The 13,547-nt window shown below is 66.7% G+C and carries 16 protein-coding genes; 6 read left to right on the top strand and 10 right to left on the bottom strand.

What is annotated here, in order from left to right; all coding sequences use genetic code 11:
- The first annotated feature begins 331 nt into the window (after positions 1-331).
- Positions 332-1,687, top strand: a complete 1,356-nt coding sequence (locus BN1263_RS17245) for a sigma-54 dependent transcriptional regulator (protein ID WP_058982885.1) — start codon at positions 332-334, stop codon at positions 1,685-1,687.
- On the opposite strand, the gene BN1263_RS17250 is transcribed toward BN1263_RS17245, so the two are convergent.
- The 5 genes from BN1263_RS17250 to BN1263_RS17265 form a co-directional block, all read right to left on the bottom strand.
- The gene (locus BN1263_RS17250; RefSeq protein ID WP_058982887.1) at positions 1,688-1,996 is read right to left on the bottom strand and encodes a DUF6958 family protein; all 309 of its coding nucleotides are present in this window, start codon (positions 1,994-1,996) and stop codon (positions 1,688-1,690) included.
- Positions 1,989-2,261, bottom strand: coding sequence for a GFA family protein (locus BN1263_RS20950; protein WP_260832991.1), 273 nt, complete (start codon positions 2,259-2,261; stop codon positions 1,989-1,991). The genes BN1263_RS17250 and BN1263_RS20950 overlap by 8 nt, the downstream gene beginning before the upstream one ends.
- Positions 2,201-2,524, bottom strand: coding sequence for a GFA family protein (locus BN1263_RS21035; RefSeq protein WP_448226391.1), 324 nt, complete (start codon positions 2,522-2,524; stop codon positions 2,201-2,203). The genes BN1263_RS20950 and BN1263_RS21035 overlap by 61 nt, the downstream gene beginning before the upstream one ends.
- Positions 2,525-2,592: 68 nt before the next feature.
- Entirely contained in the window at positions 2,593-3,474 is an 882-nt protein-coding gene (locus tag BN1263_RS17260; RefSeq protein WP_058982890.1) for a TolB family protein, read from the bottom strand.
- Positions 3,471-4,511: a hypothetical protein gene (locus BN1263_RS17265; RefSeq protein WP_058982892.1), complete on the bottom strand. Its 1,041-nt coding sequence runs from the start codon at positions 4,509-4,511 to the stop codon at positions 3,471-3,473. The genes BN1263_RS17260 and BN1263_RS17265 overlap by 4 nt, the downstream gene beginning before the upstream one ends.
- A 91-nt stretch (positions 4,512-4,602) precedes the next feature.
- Here BN1263_RS17265 and BN1263_RS17270 point away from each other — a divergent pair, with 91 nt between their 5' ends.
- The 4 genes from BN1263_RS17270 to BN1263_RS17285 are packed head-to-tail and all read left to right on the top strand — an operon-like array spanning position 4,603 to position 6,650.
- Complete coding sequence (locus BN1263_RS17270; protein WP_058982894.1) at positions 4,603-5,529, top strand: LysR substrate-binding domain-containing protein; 927 nt, start codon at positions 4,603-4,605, stop codon at positions 5,527-5,529.
- Positions 5,526-5,987 carry a helix-turn-helix domain-containing protein gene (locus BN1263_RS17275; RefSeq protein ID WP_058982896.1) on the top strand — a complete coding sequence of 154 codons (462 nt, stop codon included), beginning with the start codon at positions 5,526-5,528 and terminating at the stop codon, positions 5,985-5,987. Before BN1263_RS17270 ends, BN1263_RS17275 begins: the two co-directional genes overlap by 4 nt.
- Before the next feature lie 10 nt (positions 5,988-5,997).
- Positions 5,998-6,423, top strand: coding sequence for a VOC family protein (locus BN1263_RS17280; protein WP_058982898.1), 426 nt, complete (start codon positions 5,998-6,000; stop codon positions 6,421-6,423).
- The gene (locus tag BN1263_RS17285) at positions 6,420-6,650 is read left to right on the top strand and encodes a hypothetical protein (RefSeq protein ID WP_033834252.1); all 231 of its coding nucleotides are present in this window, start codon (positions 6,420-6,422) and stop codon (positions 6,648-6,650) included. The genes BN1263_RS17280 and BN1263_RS17285 overlap by 4 nt, the downstream gene beginning before the upstream one ends.
- Before the next feature lie 6 nt (positions 6,651-6,656).
- On the opposite strand, the gene BN1263_RS17290 is transcribed toward BN1263_RS17285, so the two are convergent.
- From BN1263_RS17290 to BN1263_RS17300, 3 genes are all read right to left on the bottom strand, one after another.
- Entirely contained in the window at positions 6,657-7,352 is a 696-nt protein-coding gene (locus BN1263_RS17290; RefSeq protein ID WP_058982900.1) for an HAD family hydrolase, read from the bottom strand.
- A 104-nt stretch (positions 7,353-7,456) separates the two neighbouring features.
- Positions 7,457-8,197: a DNA/RNA non-specific endonuclease gene (locus BN1263_RS17295; RefSeq protein WP_058982902.1), complete on the bottom strand. Its 741-nt coding sequence runs from the start codon at positions 8,195-8,197 to the stop codon at positions 7,457-7,459.
- Between the two features lie 292 nt (positions 8,198-8,489).
- Positions 8,490-9,761 (bottom strand): hypothetical protein, encoded by a 1,272-nt coding sequence (locus tag BN1263_RS17300; protein ID WP_251101871.1) that lies wholly within the window; start codon positions 9,759-9,761, stop codon positions 8,490-8,492.
- Positions 9,762-9,947: 186 nt separating this feature from the next.
- Between BN1263_RS17300 and BN1263_RS17305 the strand changes: the two genes are divergently transcribed.
- On the top strand, positions 9,948-11,522 hold the full coding sequence (locus BN1263_RS17305; protein ID WP_058982908.1) for a S15 peptidase family protein: 1,575 nt from the start codon (positions 9,948-9,950) through the stop codon (positions 11,520-11,522).
- Positions 11,523-11,526: 4 nt separating this feature from the next.
- Here BN1263_RS17305 and BN1263_RS17310 read toward each other — a convergent pair whose 3' ends face one another.
- Together BN1263_RS17310 and BN1263_RS17315 are read right to left on the bottom strand one after the other, a co-directional pair.
- The gene (locus BN1263_RS17310; protein WP_260832993.1) at positions 11,527-12,357 is read right to left on the bottom strand and encodes a DUF6708 domain-containing protein; all 831 of its coding nucleotides are present in this window, start codon (positions 12,355-12,357) and stop codon (positions 11,527-11,529) included.
- 160 nt (positions 12,358-12,517) lie between these two features.
- Positions 12,518-13,537 (bottom strand): sugar kinase, encoded by a 1,020-nt coding sequence (locus BN1263_RS17315; protein WP_058982911.1) that lies wholly within the window; start codon positions 13,535-13,537, stop codon positions 12,518-12,520.
- Between the last annotated feature and the right edge of the window lie 10 nt (positions 13,538-13,547).

Below are 13,547 nucleotides of genomic sequence, written 5' to 3' on the forward strand. Positions count from 1 at the left end.
CGCCAACGTGGGGACCATGCAGTACCTGACCGGGCTGCTGCCACACTGTTACAGGCACGTCGCGGAATTGTCGGGATTTCGAAGCCCCAGGCACCGCAGGACAAGGGCGGCGGGCGACTGTCGCATCGGTGTTACAGGTGGCGTCGCCGTCTGCAACGGTGCCGCTTCAGCCTCGAATTCCTTGACGCACTGCTCATTGCGTCGCCGTTTAGGGAAGCGCTAGGATCCGCCCAACAAAGGCCGCCCAGGCGGCCGTAGAGGTCCCGGCGGGGGGCGGCACGCCGGTGATTGCCTGACAGTCCGCCGACGGTGTCCGGATGCTGGGGGAAGCATGGCAGCGGTCCCGGAGGCTTCTACGTCACGTTGCGTGCTCTGGTTTGGCGAGCCGTTGGCGAACGAGCGCAGTGCGCTGGCGGCAGCGGGCTGGCATGTGCGCAGCATCCATCCCGATCCCGCCATGGCGATTGGCTTGCGCGGGCGCGACCGATTGCTCGCCGTGCTCGATCTGCGCCATCTCGATGCGGTCGCGCTGCAGCTGCTGGCGCCGTGGATCGAGCAGCACCAGCATCTACCCTGGCTGGCGGTACTGCCACCGGGTGCCGGACCCACATCGCCGGCTTGGCTGCCGTTGCTGCAGCGATGCTGCGCGCGCTTCACGCTGCCGTTCGGCCTGCAGGACCTGGTCTGCGCAATGCGCCAGCAGTTCGACGCGGATGATCCGCCTGTCGACGCAACCTGCAGTGGGCACGGACCGCACGCGCTGATTGGCGAAAGCGCCGCGTTGCATGCGGTGCGCACGGTGCTGCACAAGTTTGCGCCGGTGGAGCTGCCGGTGCTGGTCACAGGTGAAACCGGTACCGGCAAGGAACTGGCCGCACACGCGCTGCATGCGCTGTCGGGGCGTGCCGGCAGGCCTTTCATTGCAGTGAACTGCGGTGCGATTCCGGCCAACCTGGTGCAGTCGGAGCTGTTCGGCCACGAACGTGGCTCGTTCACCGGTGCCGACAAGCGGCAGATCGGCGTGTTCGAATCGGCCCATGGCGGAACGGTGTTTCTTGATGAGGTGGGCGATCTGCCGGCAGAGGCACAGACCAGTCTGCTGCGTGTGTTGCAGGAGGGAACCTTCGAGCGCGTGGGCAGCAGCCAGCCACTGCGCGCGGACGTGCGGGTACTTGCCGCGACCCACGTCGAACTGGAACACGCGGTGGCGCAGGGGCGGTTCCGCAGCGATCTCTACTACCGCCTGAACGTGCTGCGCCTGCTGATGCCACCGCTGCGCGAGCGCGGTGCCGACGTGCAGCTGCTGGCCGAGCACTTCCTGCGCTGCTTCCGGTTGCGCCACAGCGTGCGTGCACGCGGCTTCGCACCGGCCGCACTGCAGGCGATGCGGCGCTTCGACTGGCCCGGCAACGTACGCGAACTGCTGAACCGTGTGCAGCGTGCAGCGATCATGGCCGAAGGCGAGCTGATCAGTGAGCGTGACCTGGAGCTGGGCGCATCGGCAGCGGTCCTGCCCGCGGCGTTGCTGCACGATGCACGGGGGCAGGCCGAGCGCGATGTGCTGCTGCAGACCCTGCGCCAGACCGGCTACAACGTCTCCGAGTGTGCGCGGCAGATGCAGATATCGCGGGTGACGGTGTATCGCCTGTGCCGCAAGCACCGGCTGGAGCTGCCTGCGCAGCGCTGATCAGCCGGCCGCGAGGTGCTTGAACAGGCGCAACGGCTTGCCCGCGACGCGCTCGATCACGCCCTTGGCTTCCAGGTCCAGCTGCACGGCCTTCAACCACCAGCCAGCGGTGGCACCTGCCGGGAACAGGGTGGCGGGCAGATGTGGCAGCAGTGCCTGTTTTGCCTGCGCAATGGTCAGGCCGGGCGGTTGCGCAGGCAGGGCCCGCAGCAAGGCGTGGCGCATGGCGAGATACTTGGCCCGATCCACGCGCTGGATGTGCCCGGGCGTGGTGATGCTCTCGATCTCGATCCGCTCGGGCTCAGACATGGGTATCTCCCGCGACTTCGATGCGCGGGCTGCGGAAGCCCACGGCGATCCACGCCTTCATCAGGCGGGCGTAGAACCGCAGCGAGTGGGTCTTCAGGTTCGGCACATCGTCCGGAAGGACAGACGGGTCAGGAAGATCACTGACCATCGTCCGCATCTCCACGACGGGTCTTGCCGACGCCGGCCACAACAGGCCATACAGGCTCAGCCAATGGCCGCCGCTGAACTCCAGGAAGAGCGGCGTATTGCAGCAGCCGGCCAGCACGCGGCGGCTGCCCCCCTGCTGGACAATCGCAAGGCACGCAGCATGGCATGCCCGGCATCGATGCTGACGCGATCCTTGCGGTGCATTACGAAGAGCGTCTGGCCGTGCGGGCCCAGCACGTCCGGTGCTCGGGGCATCGACTGCAGCATGGCGCCGGCCTTGCGGCAGCTGTCGCAGCAGCATTCGACGGTGGCAATCGGTTGGCCCGTGGCGGTCAGGCGTACCTGGCCGCAGGCGCAGGCAAGGGACTGGTGTGAGGCCATCTGCGTTTTCTCCTGGGGTAGTCATCCTCTCGACGAACCGGGGCGCGGAAAATCGACAACATCTGCCTTCAAGGGCGCATCATCCGAAAGCGGATGCGGTACAGGTCCAACCCTGCACCGTCCGCGCGCCGCGCCGAATAGGTCAAGGTGTCGGGTTGCGAGCCATCCAGCATCGCGCCGTAGCTGTCGCCGGAGGCCTCGTTCAAGGGGGAGGGCAATGCAAGGCCCGCGTCATAACGGCCTCCACGCTCGTAGGCGATGAACTGGCGTACCGGTGCACTGCCGAAGTCCAGGGCGCGGGCAAACACCAGCGTCCGGCCGTCGCCCAGGAAGGTGGCGTCGAACTCCTGCGCTGCGGTATTGAGGTCTCCCGGCAGCGGCCGTGCCGGCTGCGCCATGTCACGGACCATCGCTGCGACGTAGAGGTCATGGCCACCCGCACCGCCTGCGCGATCGCTGGAGAACAGCAGCGTGGCTGCGTCCGGCGAGAGCATCGGCGCGAATTCATCGGCCGCGCTGTTCACTGCCGGGCCAAGATTGACCGGCTTCCCGAATCGACCGTCGCTCCCAATGCTGACCCGGTACAGATCGTCGCCGCCCAGGCCGCCTGCGCGATCCGAACAGAAATACACCACGCGGCCATCGGCGGAAAAAGCGGGATCGAAGTCGCGCCCCGGCGAGTTGAACGGCACCGGCATCGCCGGCCGCCAGCGCTGCCCATCGTTGCGGGAGACCCAGATGTCATACCCACCCGGCCCGCCGGGCCGGTTGCGGCTGAACCACAGTGCGGTTTTTCCGTCCGGGCTCAAGGTCAGTCGAATCTCGTCGTATTGCGTGGATGCAACGCCCGGGGCAAAGCGCTCGGCGGGGCCGACGATCCGCAGCACCCTGGATGGCGACGCGGGAGGCGACGCAGCAACCAGCAGCATCACGGCCAGCAGCGCCTTCATGCCTGTCGCTCGAAGTCGCTGACCCAGTTGGTTTCCCAACTGCGTCCACCATCGGTCGAGGCCGCCTGTTCCCAGCGCGCCGAACGCGGGGTGATGTGTGACCAGATCACCCGTGTCTGGATTGTTCGACCGTCGTGCTGGTCTTCGCCAAAGAAGCGGCCGACACCGGCCTGGAAACCTCCGCGCAGTGGCGGGCCGATCCGGGTTGGCTCCCGGCCATCCAGCCACCAGCTCAGCCAGTGCCGCTCCGCCGCATTCCAGGCGCGGATGCCCATGCCTCGCAGCGGCGCTCCAGGCATGTCCATCAAGTTGTCACCCACGTTGCCGAATCCTCCCAGGACCGGCCAGTTGCGCAGGGTGCCGTTGAACGCGTCCCATGCATCGCTGCCTGCCAGCCGAGCGCGCAGGCGACGATGGCGCACGTTCCAATGGCCCACCAGGAAATCAAAATCGCCCGGTGCATCCGGCAGCTTCGGAAGAGGAGAGGGGACCGCAGCAGTGCGGCGGAACCAGTTGCGCCAGTTCACTTCCCAGTGCGCACCGGCATCGTCGGAGAACGCCTGTTCCCACCACGGCTCCTCGCCGTGGATGTCATGCCAACGGAACCAGACCTCGATGGGGCGCCCGTCGATCCGGTCGGTGCCGCGGAAGCTGCCGGCATCGCCCTTGAAAGCGCCGCGCACAGGGGCTTCGATATGGGCAGGATTGCGGCCATCGATCCACCAGATCGACCACGTGGAATACACCGGATCGAATGCACGCACGCCCAGGCCCCTGTAGGGGCCCGAAGGCAGCGCCATGACGTTGTCATCGATGGTGCCGAGTCCGCCCAGGGTGAGCCAGACCGCGCTGGAACCGGTGAAGGACTCCCAACGGGTATCGCCGACCAAGCGCTCCTTCAGGCGTCGGTGCCGGACCTGCCAGTTGCCCTGCAACCATTTCCAGTCTTCGCTGTGGCTGGGCAGGGCCCACCCGGAGGGCGGCGCCGTAGATGCCGCTGCGGCGGCCAGGGTGGCCAGGAACTGCCGTCGATCCATGTGCGTGATCCCCTGTCGAAGGTGCCTCCATCGTTGCGCGTACCAGGGGGATTGACCACGCAGATATCGGGGCTCAGGCTAAGCCACACTTATGGTCACCCAACGCCAGCTGCCATCGCTTGCCGCAATCCGTGCCTTCGAGGCGGCGGCAAGGCTGGGCAGTTTCGCGCGCGCCGCCGAGGAGCTCGACACCAGTGCGGCATCGGTGAGCTACCACGTGCGGCGGCTGGAGGCCCAGACCGGTACCTGCCTGTTCCTGCGCCACGCACAGCATGTGGAATTGACGGTGGCAGGTGCCAGCGTCGCGCAGGAGGCCACCCGGGCCTTCGACGCGCTTCGTGCCAGTTTCATGCGCGCTGCGGACATCGATGCCTCGCGACTGCGCCTGTCTGTATTGCCAACACTGGGGACCAGCTGGTTGACGCCGCGCCTGGGCAGCTTCCGCGCCCGCCACCGGCAGTTCGTGCTGGAGCTGGATCTGTCAGCAAAGCCGCAGGATCTGGCCGCCGGTCACTTCGATGCCGCCATCCGCAACGGGAATGGTGAGTGGCCCGGGCTGCGGGCCACGCCGTTGTTCCCCAGCATTTTTGCCCCGTTGTGTGCGCCGGCGCTGCTGCACGAGGCGCGTGGGCTGGGCAGCGGCGCGCTGGAGATTCCCCTGCTCGGGCGGCCGGACTGGTGGGCCCTGTGGTTTGCCGCGCACGGGCACATTCCACCACCGGCACCGGAGACTTTCGTCGCGCCCTTTGCCGTCGAGCATCTGGATGTCGGCGCCGCGATTGCAGGGCAAGGCATCGCCATCGGTTCGCCGATCCTTTTCCAGGCCGAGCTGGACAGCGGGCGGCTGGTGCAGGCGCATCCGGGTGTCGCCAGCGACGGTCGCAGTTTCTGGTTCGTGGCACCCACGGCGCGGAATGGCAGCGCCAAGGTCATTGCATTGCGTGACTGGCTGGTCGAGCAGGCCGCTGAGGCGCGGCATGCGGCACGCCACTATCTGGCCCAGGCGGTGATGCCATGAACCAGAGCCCCGAACTGCTGCGGCGCCTGCTGCGTGCCAAGGACCGGATGGACCGCGCCAGCCATGAGGAATGGCCGGTCGCGCGCCTGGCCGAGGTCAGTGCGGTGTCGCCGGCGCACTTCGCCCGCTCGTTCAAGCAGGCCTTCGGGCTGCCACCGCACCGCTATCTCCTCAGCCGGCGCATCGAACGGGCCGTGGCGATGTTGCGTGACACCGAGTTGCCGGTCACCGAAATCGCTGCGCAGACCGGGTGGAGCAGCCTGGGCACCTTCGGCCGCATCTTCCGTGACATCACCGGTGACAGCCCGGGCAATGTTCGTGAGCGTGAGCGTGCAACCCGGGCGGCGTCGGCCAGCGTGCCGGAATGCCATGCTCGCGCCGCGCAGCGCCCGGACCTGAAGATCGCAGTTTTGGAGAAGCGCCGCCGCCAGGCCGTTGCTAACGTGGGCCCCACCTGAGGGAGGTCCCATGACAAACACTGTGAACACGGTCGGCCTGTATGTGCGCGACCAGGATGAAGCACTCGCGTTCTACGTCGGCACGCTTGGCTTCGAAGTACACACCGACGTACGCAATGGCAACTATCGCTGGCTGACCGTGCGCAGCCCCGGCCAGGACGGCTTCCAGCTGGGCCTGTTCGTGCCGGGGCCACCGACCCATGATGCTGCCACCGCGCAGGCGCTGCAGCAGCTGGTGGCCAAGGGGGCGATGCCGCCGCTGGTGCTGGTCGTGGATGACTGCCAGGCGCGCTACACGCAATGGCTGGCACAGGGCGTGGAATTCACCCAGGAGCCGATCGAGCGCTATGGCGCCGTCGACGCCGGATTCCGTGACCCATCAGGCAATGGTTGGAAGATGATCGAAGCCCGTTCCGAAGCGAGGCGCCGGCAATGAGCCGCGGTGGCTGGGCACGGCCCGTGCATCGTTGGACCTCGATCGTGTTCACCCTGGCGGTGATCGCCAACTTCGCCGTTCGCGGGCTGGGGCAGGGCGAACCTGCAGCGTGGATCACCTATTCGCCGCTGCCGCCGCTGTTCCTGCAACTGTTCACCGGCCTGTACCTGTTCGCGCTGCACTACGCCGGAAAGCGCCGCAGCGCCGCACTGGGCACCGCGGGCTGAGCAGGGTCAGGCGACGGCGTCCACCGCGTAGGCGGCAAGCAGGCCCGGCAGCTGGTCCATGCGCTGGAAAATCACCTTTGCACCCGCAGCACGCAGGGCTTCCGGCGTACTGTGGTGCGGGCCACCCTCACTGAAGCCGAACACGGTGGCGCCTGCGGCAACGCCCGCGGTGGCACCGGTGACGGTGTCCTCGATCACTGCACAGCGCGTCGGGTCGGCGCCCAGCGCTGCAGCTGCAGCCAGGTACACGTCCGGGTGCGGCTTGGTGCGCGGCATGTCCTGGCCACTGAACACATGGGCACCGAAGGCATCAAGGATGCCGACCTTGCCCAGCTGCAGCTTCACCTTGTGCAGGTCGGCACCGGAAGCGCAGGCAATGCGGCCACCGGTCGCTGCGGCGATCGCACGCACGGCCTCGGGCGCCCCCCGGATCGGCTCCAGATCCCGTTCCAGCGCCCGGTTGCGCTGCTGGCGGAACTCCTCCAGCCATTCCTCGGTGAACGGTTTGCCGGTGCGCTCTGCGATCAGCCCTGCCAGATGGGCCACGGACTGTCCGAGGAAGACTTCACCCGCCTGCGCCGGGGTCAGCGGCCAGCCGCGTGCGGTCAGCATTTCCGAGAGAACGCGGGCGACCAGCGGCTCGGAATCGACGAGTACGCCGTCGCAGTCGAACAGCACGGCATCGAAGGGGAAACAGGACATCTACAGCTCCAGGGGGCAATGCGGTGGTGCAATTGCCCGCCATTTTCCCACAGCCATCCCTGCGTGGCACCCGGACCGGGTGCCACCCATTCCCGGCAGACCGGTCAGCCCAGATCACACCCCGCTGGCTGCGGCCAGGTGCTGGCCGGCAGCATGTTCTTCAGCGAGTCCGGTGCGTTGATCGCAACGTAGCTCGCACCCAACAGCTCCTCCAGATCGGCGATGGTCACCAGGTAGCTGTCGAGGCTGCCCAGATTGGCTTCGTTGGGAATGATCCAGCTGATCGCCTTGGCCGTGCCAGTGTTCGGATCACGGGTGATGATCGTCTTCCAGAAGAACTCCGGCGTCGGGATGCCGTGGCTGGAAAGGAAATAGTCGTTGGAGGCGTCGCCGTAGACCACGCCACCATAGACATCCACCGGTGCGATGTCACGGTAGCACTCGGCCACGTTCTCGGCCTTCACCCAGATGCCCTGGTTGAAGCTGGAGACCTGCGGAACGATGTTGGTCATGTAGTTGGCGCGGCGGATGTAGGTCGCGTTGTAGTCCATGTGGTTGGACGTCACCAGATGCCCCCGGTCATAGCCGGACTTGATGCTGGCGTAGGAGGCGGTGCTGGTCTGGCCGAGGCAGCCTGCCGGCAGGTCGGGGTCCTTGTAGAAGCTGGACGGCCGGGCAGCCGAGCCGGTGTCGGCGGTCAGGGTGTATTCGTAGCGGGTGGCGCTGTGGATGCTGCAATCGTAGGTGAGCACGAAGCCGCCCTTGTTGAGGGTGACGACCTGGGCTTGGGCAGCGCTGGCGAAGGCACTGAGGACGAACGCGAAGAAGAAGCTTGCAAGGCGCATTGCGGTTCTCCAGCAGAAGTTCAGGGCGCAGCCGTCCGCCACGACCGTGCCGGAGCGAGGTCATGTGGAGACGTTGCGGAGTCGGGTGCTACGGATTGCGGTGGGACGTGACCGCACGGGTGGGGCCATGCAGGCCTTGCGGTGTCGTAAGCGTCACAAGCTGTCGCGTTTCGGTCAACGACGAAAAGACGAAGCTGTGACCGCCCGCAAGCACTGGAGAGGTGTCAGATCACACGGCGCGTGGGTGACATGCGCGCGTGCTAGGGCGGGGCGGTCCCCTTCGCCACCAGGCTCAGGGCTGTGCCCGCAACACGTAGTCGCCGCGGCGCGCTCCAGGTACCAGCGACCATCCGGGCGCCAGGCTCAGCGTCCATCCATGATCCTGCAGGGGCAGTTCGCCCGATGCAGGCGCCTGCACGAACACGGCCTTCCAGTCGTTCTGCATCAACGCTCCGTCGGTGACCGTCAACGTTCCCCATACGTCGCTCAGCCGCATCGTGGGATACACCGTGCCGCTGCCAGGCAACGGCTGCATGTTGCCTGGGTCGAACTGGATGCGCATGCTGCGAAGATCCAGCCGCAGTACCGGGCCGGTTACAAAGCGGGCCTGGTTGCGTTCAAGCTGCGCAAGGCGCTGCTGTTCCCGCTGCACTTCCGTTTCGCGCAGCGCAGGCCCGTCATAACGCGCTGCTGTGGTGAGCAGTGCAGCTTCGTCGGTGAGTGGAGTGGTGTGCGTGCGCTCTGCCAGAAGTGAACCGAGATCCCGGGCGGGGTGGACAAGATTGCGATGCCATCCGGGCGCAACCTGGTCCAGCAGCAGGCCATAGGCCGGGCCGGTCGCGTAGGCGAACGAACGGACGAAGCTGCGATCACCCACATGGGCGCGAAGGTCATGAAGTGCAGCTTCGATGCGCGCAGCGCGAGTTGGATTGCCGACGAGAACGCCGGTGTACTCGGCCAGGCCTTCATTCAACTCCAGCGCGGCCTCGTCCCGGGAGGCGGCTGGGAAGTGACGGTAACGCTCAGCACGGAACGCGAGCGCATCGTTCATCGCGTAGCGCTGTGCGCCGGGGTCGGTTGCGGACAGTGCGGCGGCAAGTGCACGCCATTCCAGCTGCAGCCAATAGCGACCTTCGAGCGTGTCGAGGTGCTCATTGCCGCCTTCTGCCGGCGTTTCGATCGACAATGCGGGTTGCAGGCGATGGAACATCTCGTGGGCCAGCAGCGTGCGTCGCCGGCTTTCGTCCTGTGGCAGCGGCCAGAGCAGCTGCGTCCAGCGGGTGCCGGACCATTCGACGGCGGTGTTGGCGATGATCGCGTCCGGCGGAAGCTGGCCGACGAAGACCTTTCCACGTACCTGCAGGCGGCCCTGTGCATCTGCATGGGATGCCGTGACCCGTCGACTGGTCCGGTCTACCAGCATCATCGGCCCACACAGCGACGCTCCCCAGAGTCGACCGTTGTCGGCCTGGCACAGCGCTTCCGCCTCTTCAAAAACTGCGCCGGCGGCGACGTCGGACAGCGCGGGTCCTTCCGCAGACACGGGGCCGACTGCACCCAGCATCAGGGCGGCAAGTGAGAGTGGCCGGGGCCTCATGGTATCCGTCCATCCTTGGGAAGTACCCCGTCATAGCATCGATCCAAGCCTTCGACAATGCAGCAAACGCCATGCTGCGTCGCAAGGTGCCACCCACCATTCGCACTGGTACGGTCCGATCCGTTGCACCACCACCGACGGGGAGAGACCACGATGCGCAAGGTAGTGCTGCTGTTGATCCTGCTGACCGGGCTGGCGCCCACCGCCTGGGCGGCCACGGTCAAGACCACCCATCGCACCATTCCCAGCTGGGATGGAACGCCTCTCGGGGCCTTCGTCATCGAACCGCAGGACGCCGGCAGCGGGCGGTATCCGCTGCTGGTGATGCCCAGCAGCTGGGCCGTGCCCAGCGTGGAGTACGTGGGCGTGGCGCAGTCACTGGCCCGGCGCGGCTATGTGGTCATCAGCTACAGCTCGCGTGGCTTCTGGGAATCCGGCGGCAGCATCGACATCGCCGGGCCGGCCACGGTCGAGGACGTCAGTGCACTGATTGACTGGGCGCTGGACAATACCCGCGCCGACCGGTCACGAATCGGCGTATCGGGCATCTCCTATGGGGCCGGCACCAGTCTGCTGGCGGCGGCACGCGATCCGCGCATCAAGGCAGTGGCCGCACTGAGCGGCTGGGCCGACCTGCAGGCCTCGCTGTACAGCAACGACACGCCCAGCGCGCAGGGCATCGCGCTGCTGGTTGCCGCGGGCCTGGCCACCGGTCGCCCGGGACCGGAGCTGTCCACCATCAATCGCAATGTGCTGGTCGGCAACTACCAGGGCGCGGTGGACTCGCTGTTGCCGGTGGCGGCGCAGCGCAGCCCCGGGTCCAGCATCGATGAGATCAACGCCAACCAGCCAGCGGTATTCCTGGCCAACGCCTTCAACGATAGCCTGTTCCCGCCGGGCCAGCTGGTGGACTTCTTCAACCGTTTGAAGGGTCCCAAGCAGCTGCAGCTGCGCCATGGCGACCACGCCCTCAACGAGGCCCTTGGCGCTTTCGGTATTCCCAATGAGGTGTATGCCGCAGCGGGCGACTGGTTCGACCACTACCTGAAGGGGGTGACCAATGGCATCGACCGCCAGGCGACGGTGCAGCTGAAGTCGCAGAAGGGCAGCTGGAGCCACTATCCAGACTGGCAGGCTACCCGGACGGGTGTGGTCAGCTACGGGCTGACCGCGCCGAGCGGGCTGTTACAGCCCACCGGTGGACTGGTGGCGAACGGTGGCGGCACCGGCTGGAGCTACCGCATCGGCAGCGGCCTGCTGACGGCTGCCAACTCCGGCGTGGTGATGGCGTCCGGCGCGCTGCAGATGATCAACCTGCCACCGGGCGCGTATGTGCCGTTCGTCGGACGCAACGCCGCGGGAGTCTGGCAAGGGCCGATCTACTGGAGTGCGCGCCGTCTGGATGGCGCGCCGGAAGTGCGGATGACGGTCACGCCAAGCCGCGCCGACACCACGTTGTATGCCTATCTCTATGCCGAGGACGTGCTGGGCAATGGCCAGCTGATCAGTCACAAGCCCTATACGCTGCGGGGTGCCACGCCGGGGCAGGCGAAGACCATTGACCTGCGGCTGGAGGCCAGCAGCTGGGAGGTGCCGGCCGGCAGTCGCCTGACCCTGGTGGTGGACACGGTGGACCTGCGTTATGCGGGCATCAGCCAGTTGGGTGGCACGGTAACCTTCAGTTCACCGGCGAACGCGCCGTCGGTACTGAAGCTGCCTTTGCACTGATGGGTCAGCGCAGGTCCGGTGGATTCATCGAAGCGTCGCGGACACAGGGATCACCGGCGTCCGGTGTCAGGCGCGCCTCGATGTCCGGTGGAAACCGCGGAATCCTGCTGGTCTGCATCACCACCCAGCGCATGATCGTGTGCAGGTAGTTGAGTGGCAGCATCGTGAGCCACATGAAACCCGGGAGGCGCGCGTCTTCGGCGAAGATGCGCTCCTTGCCGGACGCGAAGCTCTCGCGCTTGCCGTCCAGCGGCATGCAGTAGTGCACCGCGTCCACGACGGCTGCCGGTCCTTCTTCCATGTAGCGCCGCAGGAACTCCCAGTGGGCATGCGCGTTCTCGATGCGGGAGGTCGCGATGCAGAACGCGAACGTCTCCCGTACTGTCACGCCATCCGCGTCCAGGATCAGTCCGCGGACATCCCAGTTGTACCATCCGAAGGTTCCGGTTCCGCGGCCAAGCGTGAAATAGACCCGGTCCCAGGGCACGCTGAGGGTGGTGCCATCCAGCCGGAGCACGTGTATCTGCCGGTGCTTGCGATCGAGCGCGATCGGATAGTAGGTCCAGCGGAACAGCTCGAGGCAAGCCACCCAGATGCTCGCTGCAGTGAAGGCGGCCAGCATCGCCATGCCGATGAATATCGCCTCCCACAGGCCGTTTTCGTTGGGTAGCCTGTTCACGACCAGCAACCAGAGCAGCATCAGCATGCCGCCCAGCCCGAAGGCAATGCCGATCGCGCCCAGCAGGGCTGCAAAGCCACGCGCGGCGAACCAGCGATCCACCGAAACCAGGCCGTTCGAATTCATCTTCACCACGCACAGCTGCGCCAACGGCACGACATCCAGCCGCTTCTTCTGCAGCAGGCGGTGCTCGCGTTCAAACGCATTCAGCGGGCGGTTGTTGGGAAACTTGCGCGTGTATCCGGTGTAATCCATGGGCGATCCCTGCGCGATTCCAGCGCCCGTTGGATTCTAGCGGGATTCTCCCGGGGGGAGATCAGCGACGAACGTCGAACGGGTGGCTCTCCATCAGTGCCCGGACTTCAGCTTCGCGGGCAGGGCTGAAGTCGCCGGGAATGGCGTGCTTCAACGCGCCCGCGGCCAGTCCGAAGCGCACGGTGCTTTCTGCGTCCAGCCCGGACAGCAATCCGTGCAGGATGCCGGCGGCAAAGGCATCGCCACCGCCGATGCGATCAACGATGCCGGGCAGCGGCCTCGGAGGAGCCTGCGCGCGGGTTCCATCGCGCCCCAGCAGCAGCGCGCCGAGCACGTGATGGTCGGCGCTGATCACCTCGCGCTGGGTGCAGGCCAGCCACCGCAGGTGCGGGAACGCGGCAAAGGCAGCGGCCGCAGCGGCCTCGGTTCGGGCGACCGCATCGTCCTGCGGGAAGTGCAGCCCCAGCACCAGTTCGATGTCCCGATGATCGGCAAAGACAATGTCGGCCTCTGCGAAGACCTCGCGCAGGATCGCCGCTGCGTCGCCATCCCAGCGTCGCCACAGTGAGGGACGATAATTGCCGTCGAAGGACACCTGCACACCGGCCGTGCGAGCCGCACGCACGGCACCCAGCACCGACTCGGCCACGTTGGCGCCCAGCGCCGGGCTGACGCCCGAGACATGCAGCAGGTGCGCGCCGGACAGCACGGCGGGCCACGCATGATCCTCGGCGCTGCTGTTTGCGAATGCAGAACCGGCCCGGTCATACACCACTTCACTGGCGCGCTGCACCGCACCGGTCGCCAGGAAGTACAGGCCCATGCGGTCACCCTCCACTTCACGCACGGCGGCCACGCCCACGCCATGCCGCCGCAGCTCGGCCGCGGCATGCCGGCCCAGCGCGTTACCGGGTACCGTGCTGACCATCTGCACATCGTGGCCCAGGCTGGCCAGCGAGACCGCCACATTGGCCTCGGCACCTCCCACATGAACCTGCAGCTGCGGCGTCTGCAGGAGCAGTTCACGACCGGGCGCGCCCAGGCGCAGCAGCAACTCACCGAAACAAACGACGTGGCTCATCGGTTCTCTC

This window comes from Stenotrophomonas thermophila (assembly GCF_001499715.1).
Classification (GTDB): Bacteria; Pseudomonadota; Gammaproteobacteria; order Xanthomonadales; family Xanthomonadaceae; genus Stenotrophomonas; species Stenotrophomonas hibiscicola.

Excerpts from the sequence above, each read along its gene's own strand:
- BN1263_RS17290 (WP_058982900.1), bottom strand. The coding sequence starts at position 7,352 with ATGTCCTGTTTCCCCTTCGATGCCGTGCTGTTCGACTGCGACGGCGTA.
- BN1263_RS17265 (WP_058982892.1), bottom strand. The coding sequence starts at position 4,511 with ATGGATCGACGGCAGTTCCTGGCCACCCTGGCCGCCGCAGCGGCATCT.
- BN1263_RS17260 (WP_058982890.1), bottom strand. The coding sequence starts at position 3,474 with ATGAAGGCGCTGCTGGCCGTGATGCTGCTGGTTGCTGCGTCGCCTCCC.
- BN1263_RS17270 (WP_058982894.1), top strand. The coding sequence starts at position 4,603 with ATGGTCACCCAACGCCAGCTGCCATCGCTTGCCGCAATCCGTGCCTTC.
- BN1263_RS17275 (WP_058982896.1), top strand. The coding sequence starts at position 5,526 with ATGAACCAGAGCCCCGAACTGCTGCGGCGCCTGCTGCGTGCCAAGGAC.
- BN1263_RS17280 (WP_058982898.1), top strand. The coding sequence starts at position 5,998 with ATGACAAACACTGTGAACACGGTCGGCCTGTATGTGCGCGACCAGGAT.
- BN1263_RS17315 (WP_058982911.1), bottom strand. The coding sequence starts at position 13,537 with ATGAGCCACGTCGTTTGTTTCGGTGAGTTGCTGCTGCGCCTGGGCGCG.
- BN1263_RS17250 (WP_058982887.1), bottom strand. The coding sequence starts at position 1,996 with ATGTCTGAGCCCGAGCGGATCGAGATCGAGAGCATCACCACGCCCGGG.
- BN1263_RS17295 (WP_058982902.1), bottom strand. The coding sequence starts at position 8,197 with ATGCGCCTTGCAAGCTTCTTCTTCGCGTTCGTCCTCAGTGCCTTCGCC.
- BN1263_RS17300 (WP_251101871.1), bottom strand. The coding sequence starts at position 9,761 with ATGCTGGGTGCAGTCGGCCCCGTGTCTGCGGAAGGACCCGCGCTGTCC.
- BN1263_RS17285 (WP_033834252.1), top strand. The coding sequence starts at position 6,420 with ATGAGCCGCGGTGGCTGGGCACGGCCCGTGCATCGTTGGACCTCGATC.
- BN1263_RS17245 (WP_058982885.1), top strand. The coding sequence starts at position 332 with ATGGCAGCGGTCCCGGAGGCTTCTACGTCACGTTGCGTGCTCTGGTTT.
- BN1263_RS17305 (WP_058982908.1), top strand. The coding sequence starts at position 9,948 with ATGCGCAAGGTAGTGCTGCTGTTGATCCTGCTGACCGGGCTGGCGCCC.
- BN1263_RS21035 (WP_448226391.1), bottom strand. The coding sequence starts at position 2,524 with ATGGCCTCACACCAGTCCCTTGCCTGCGCCTGCGGCCAGGTACGCCTG.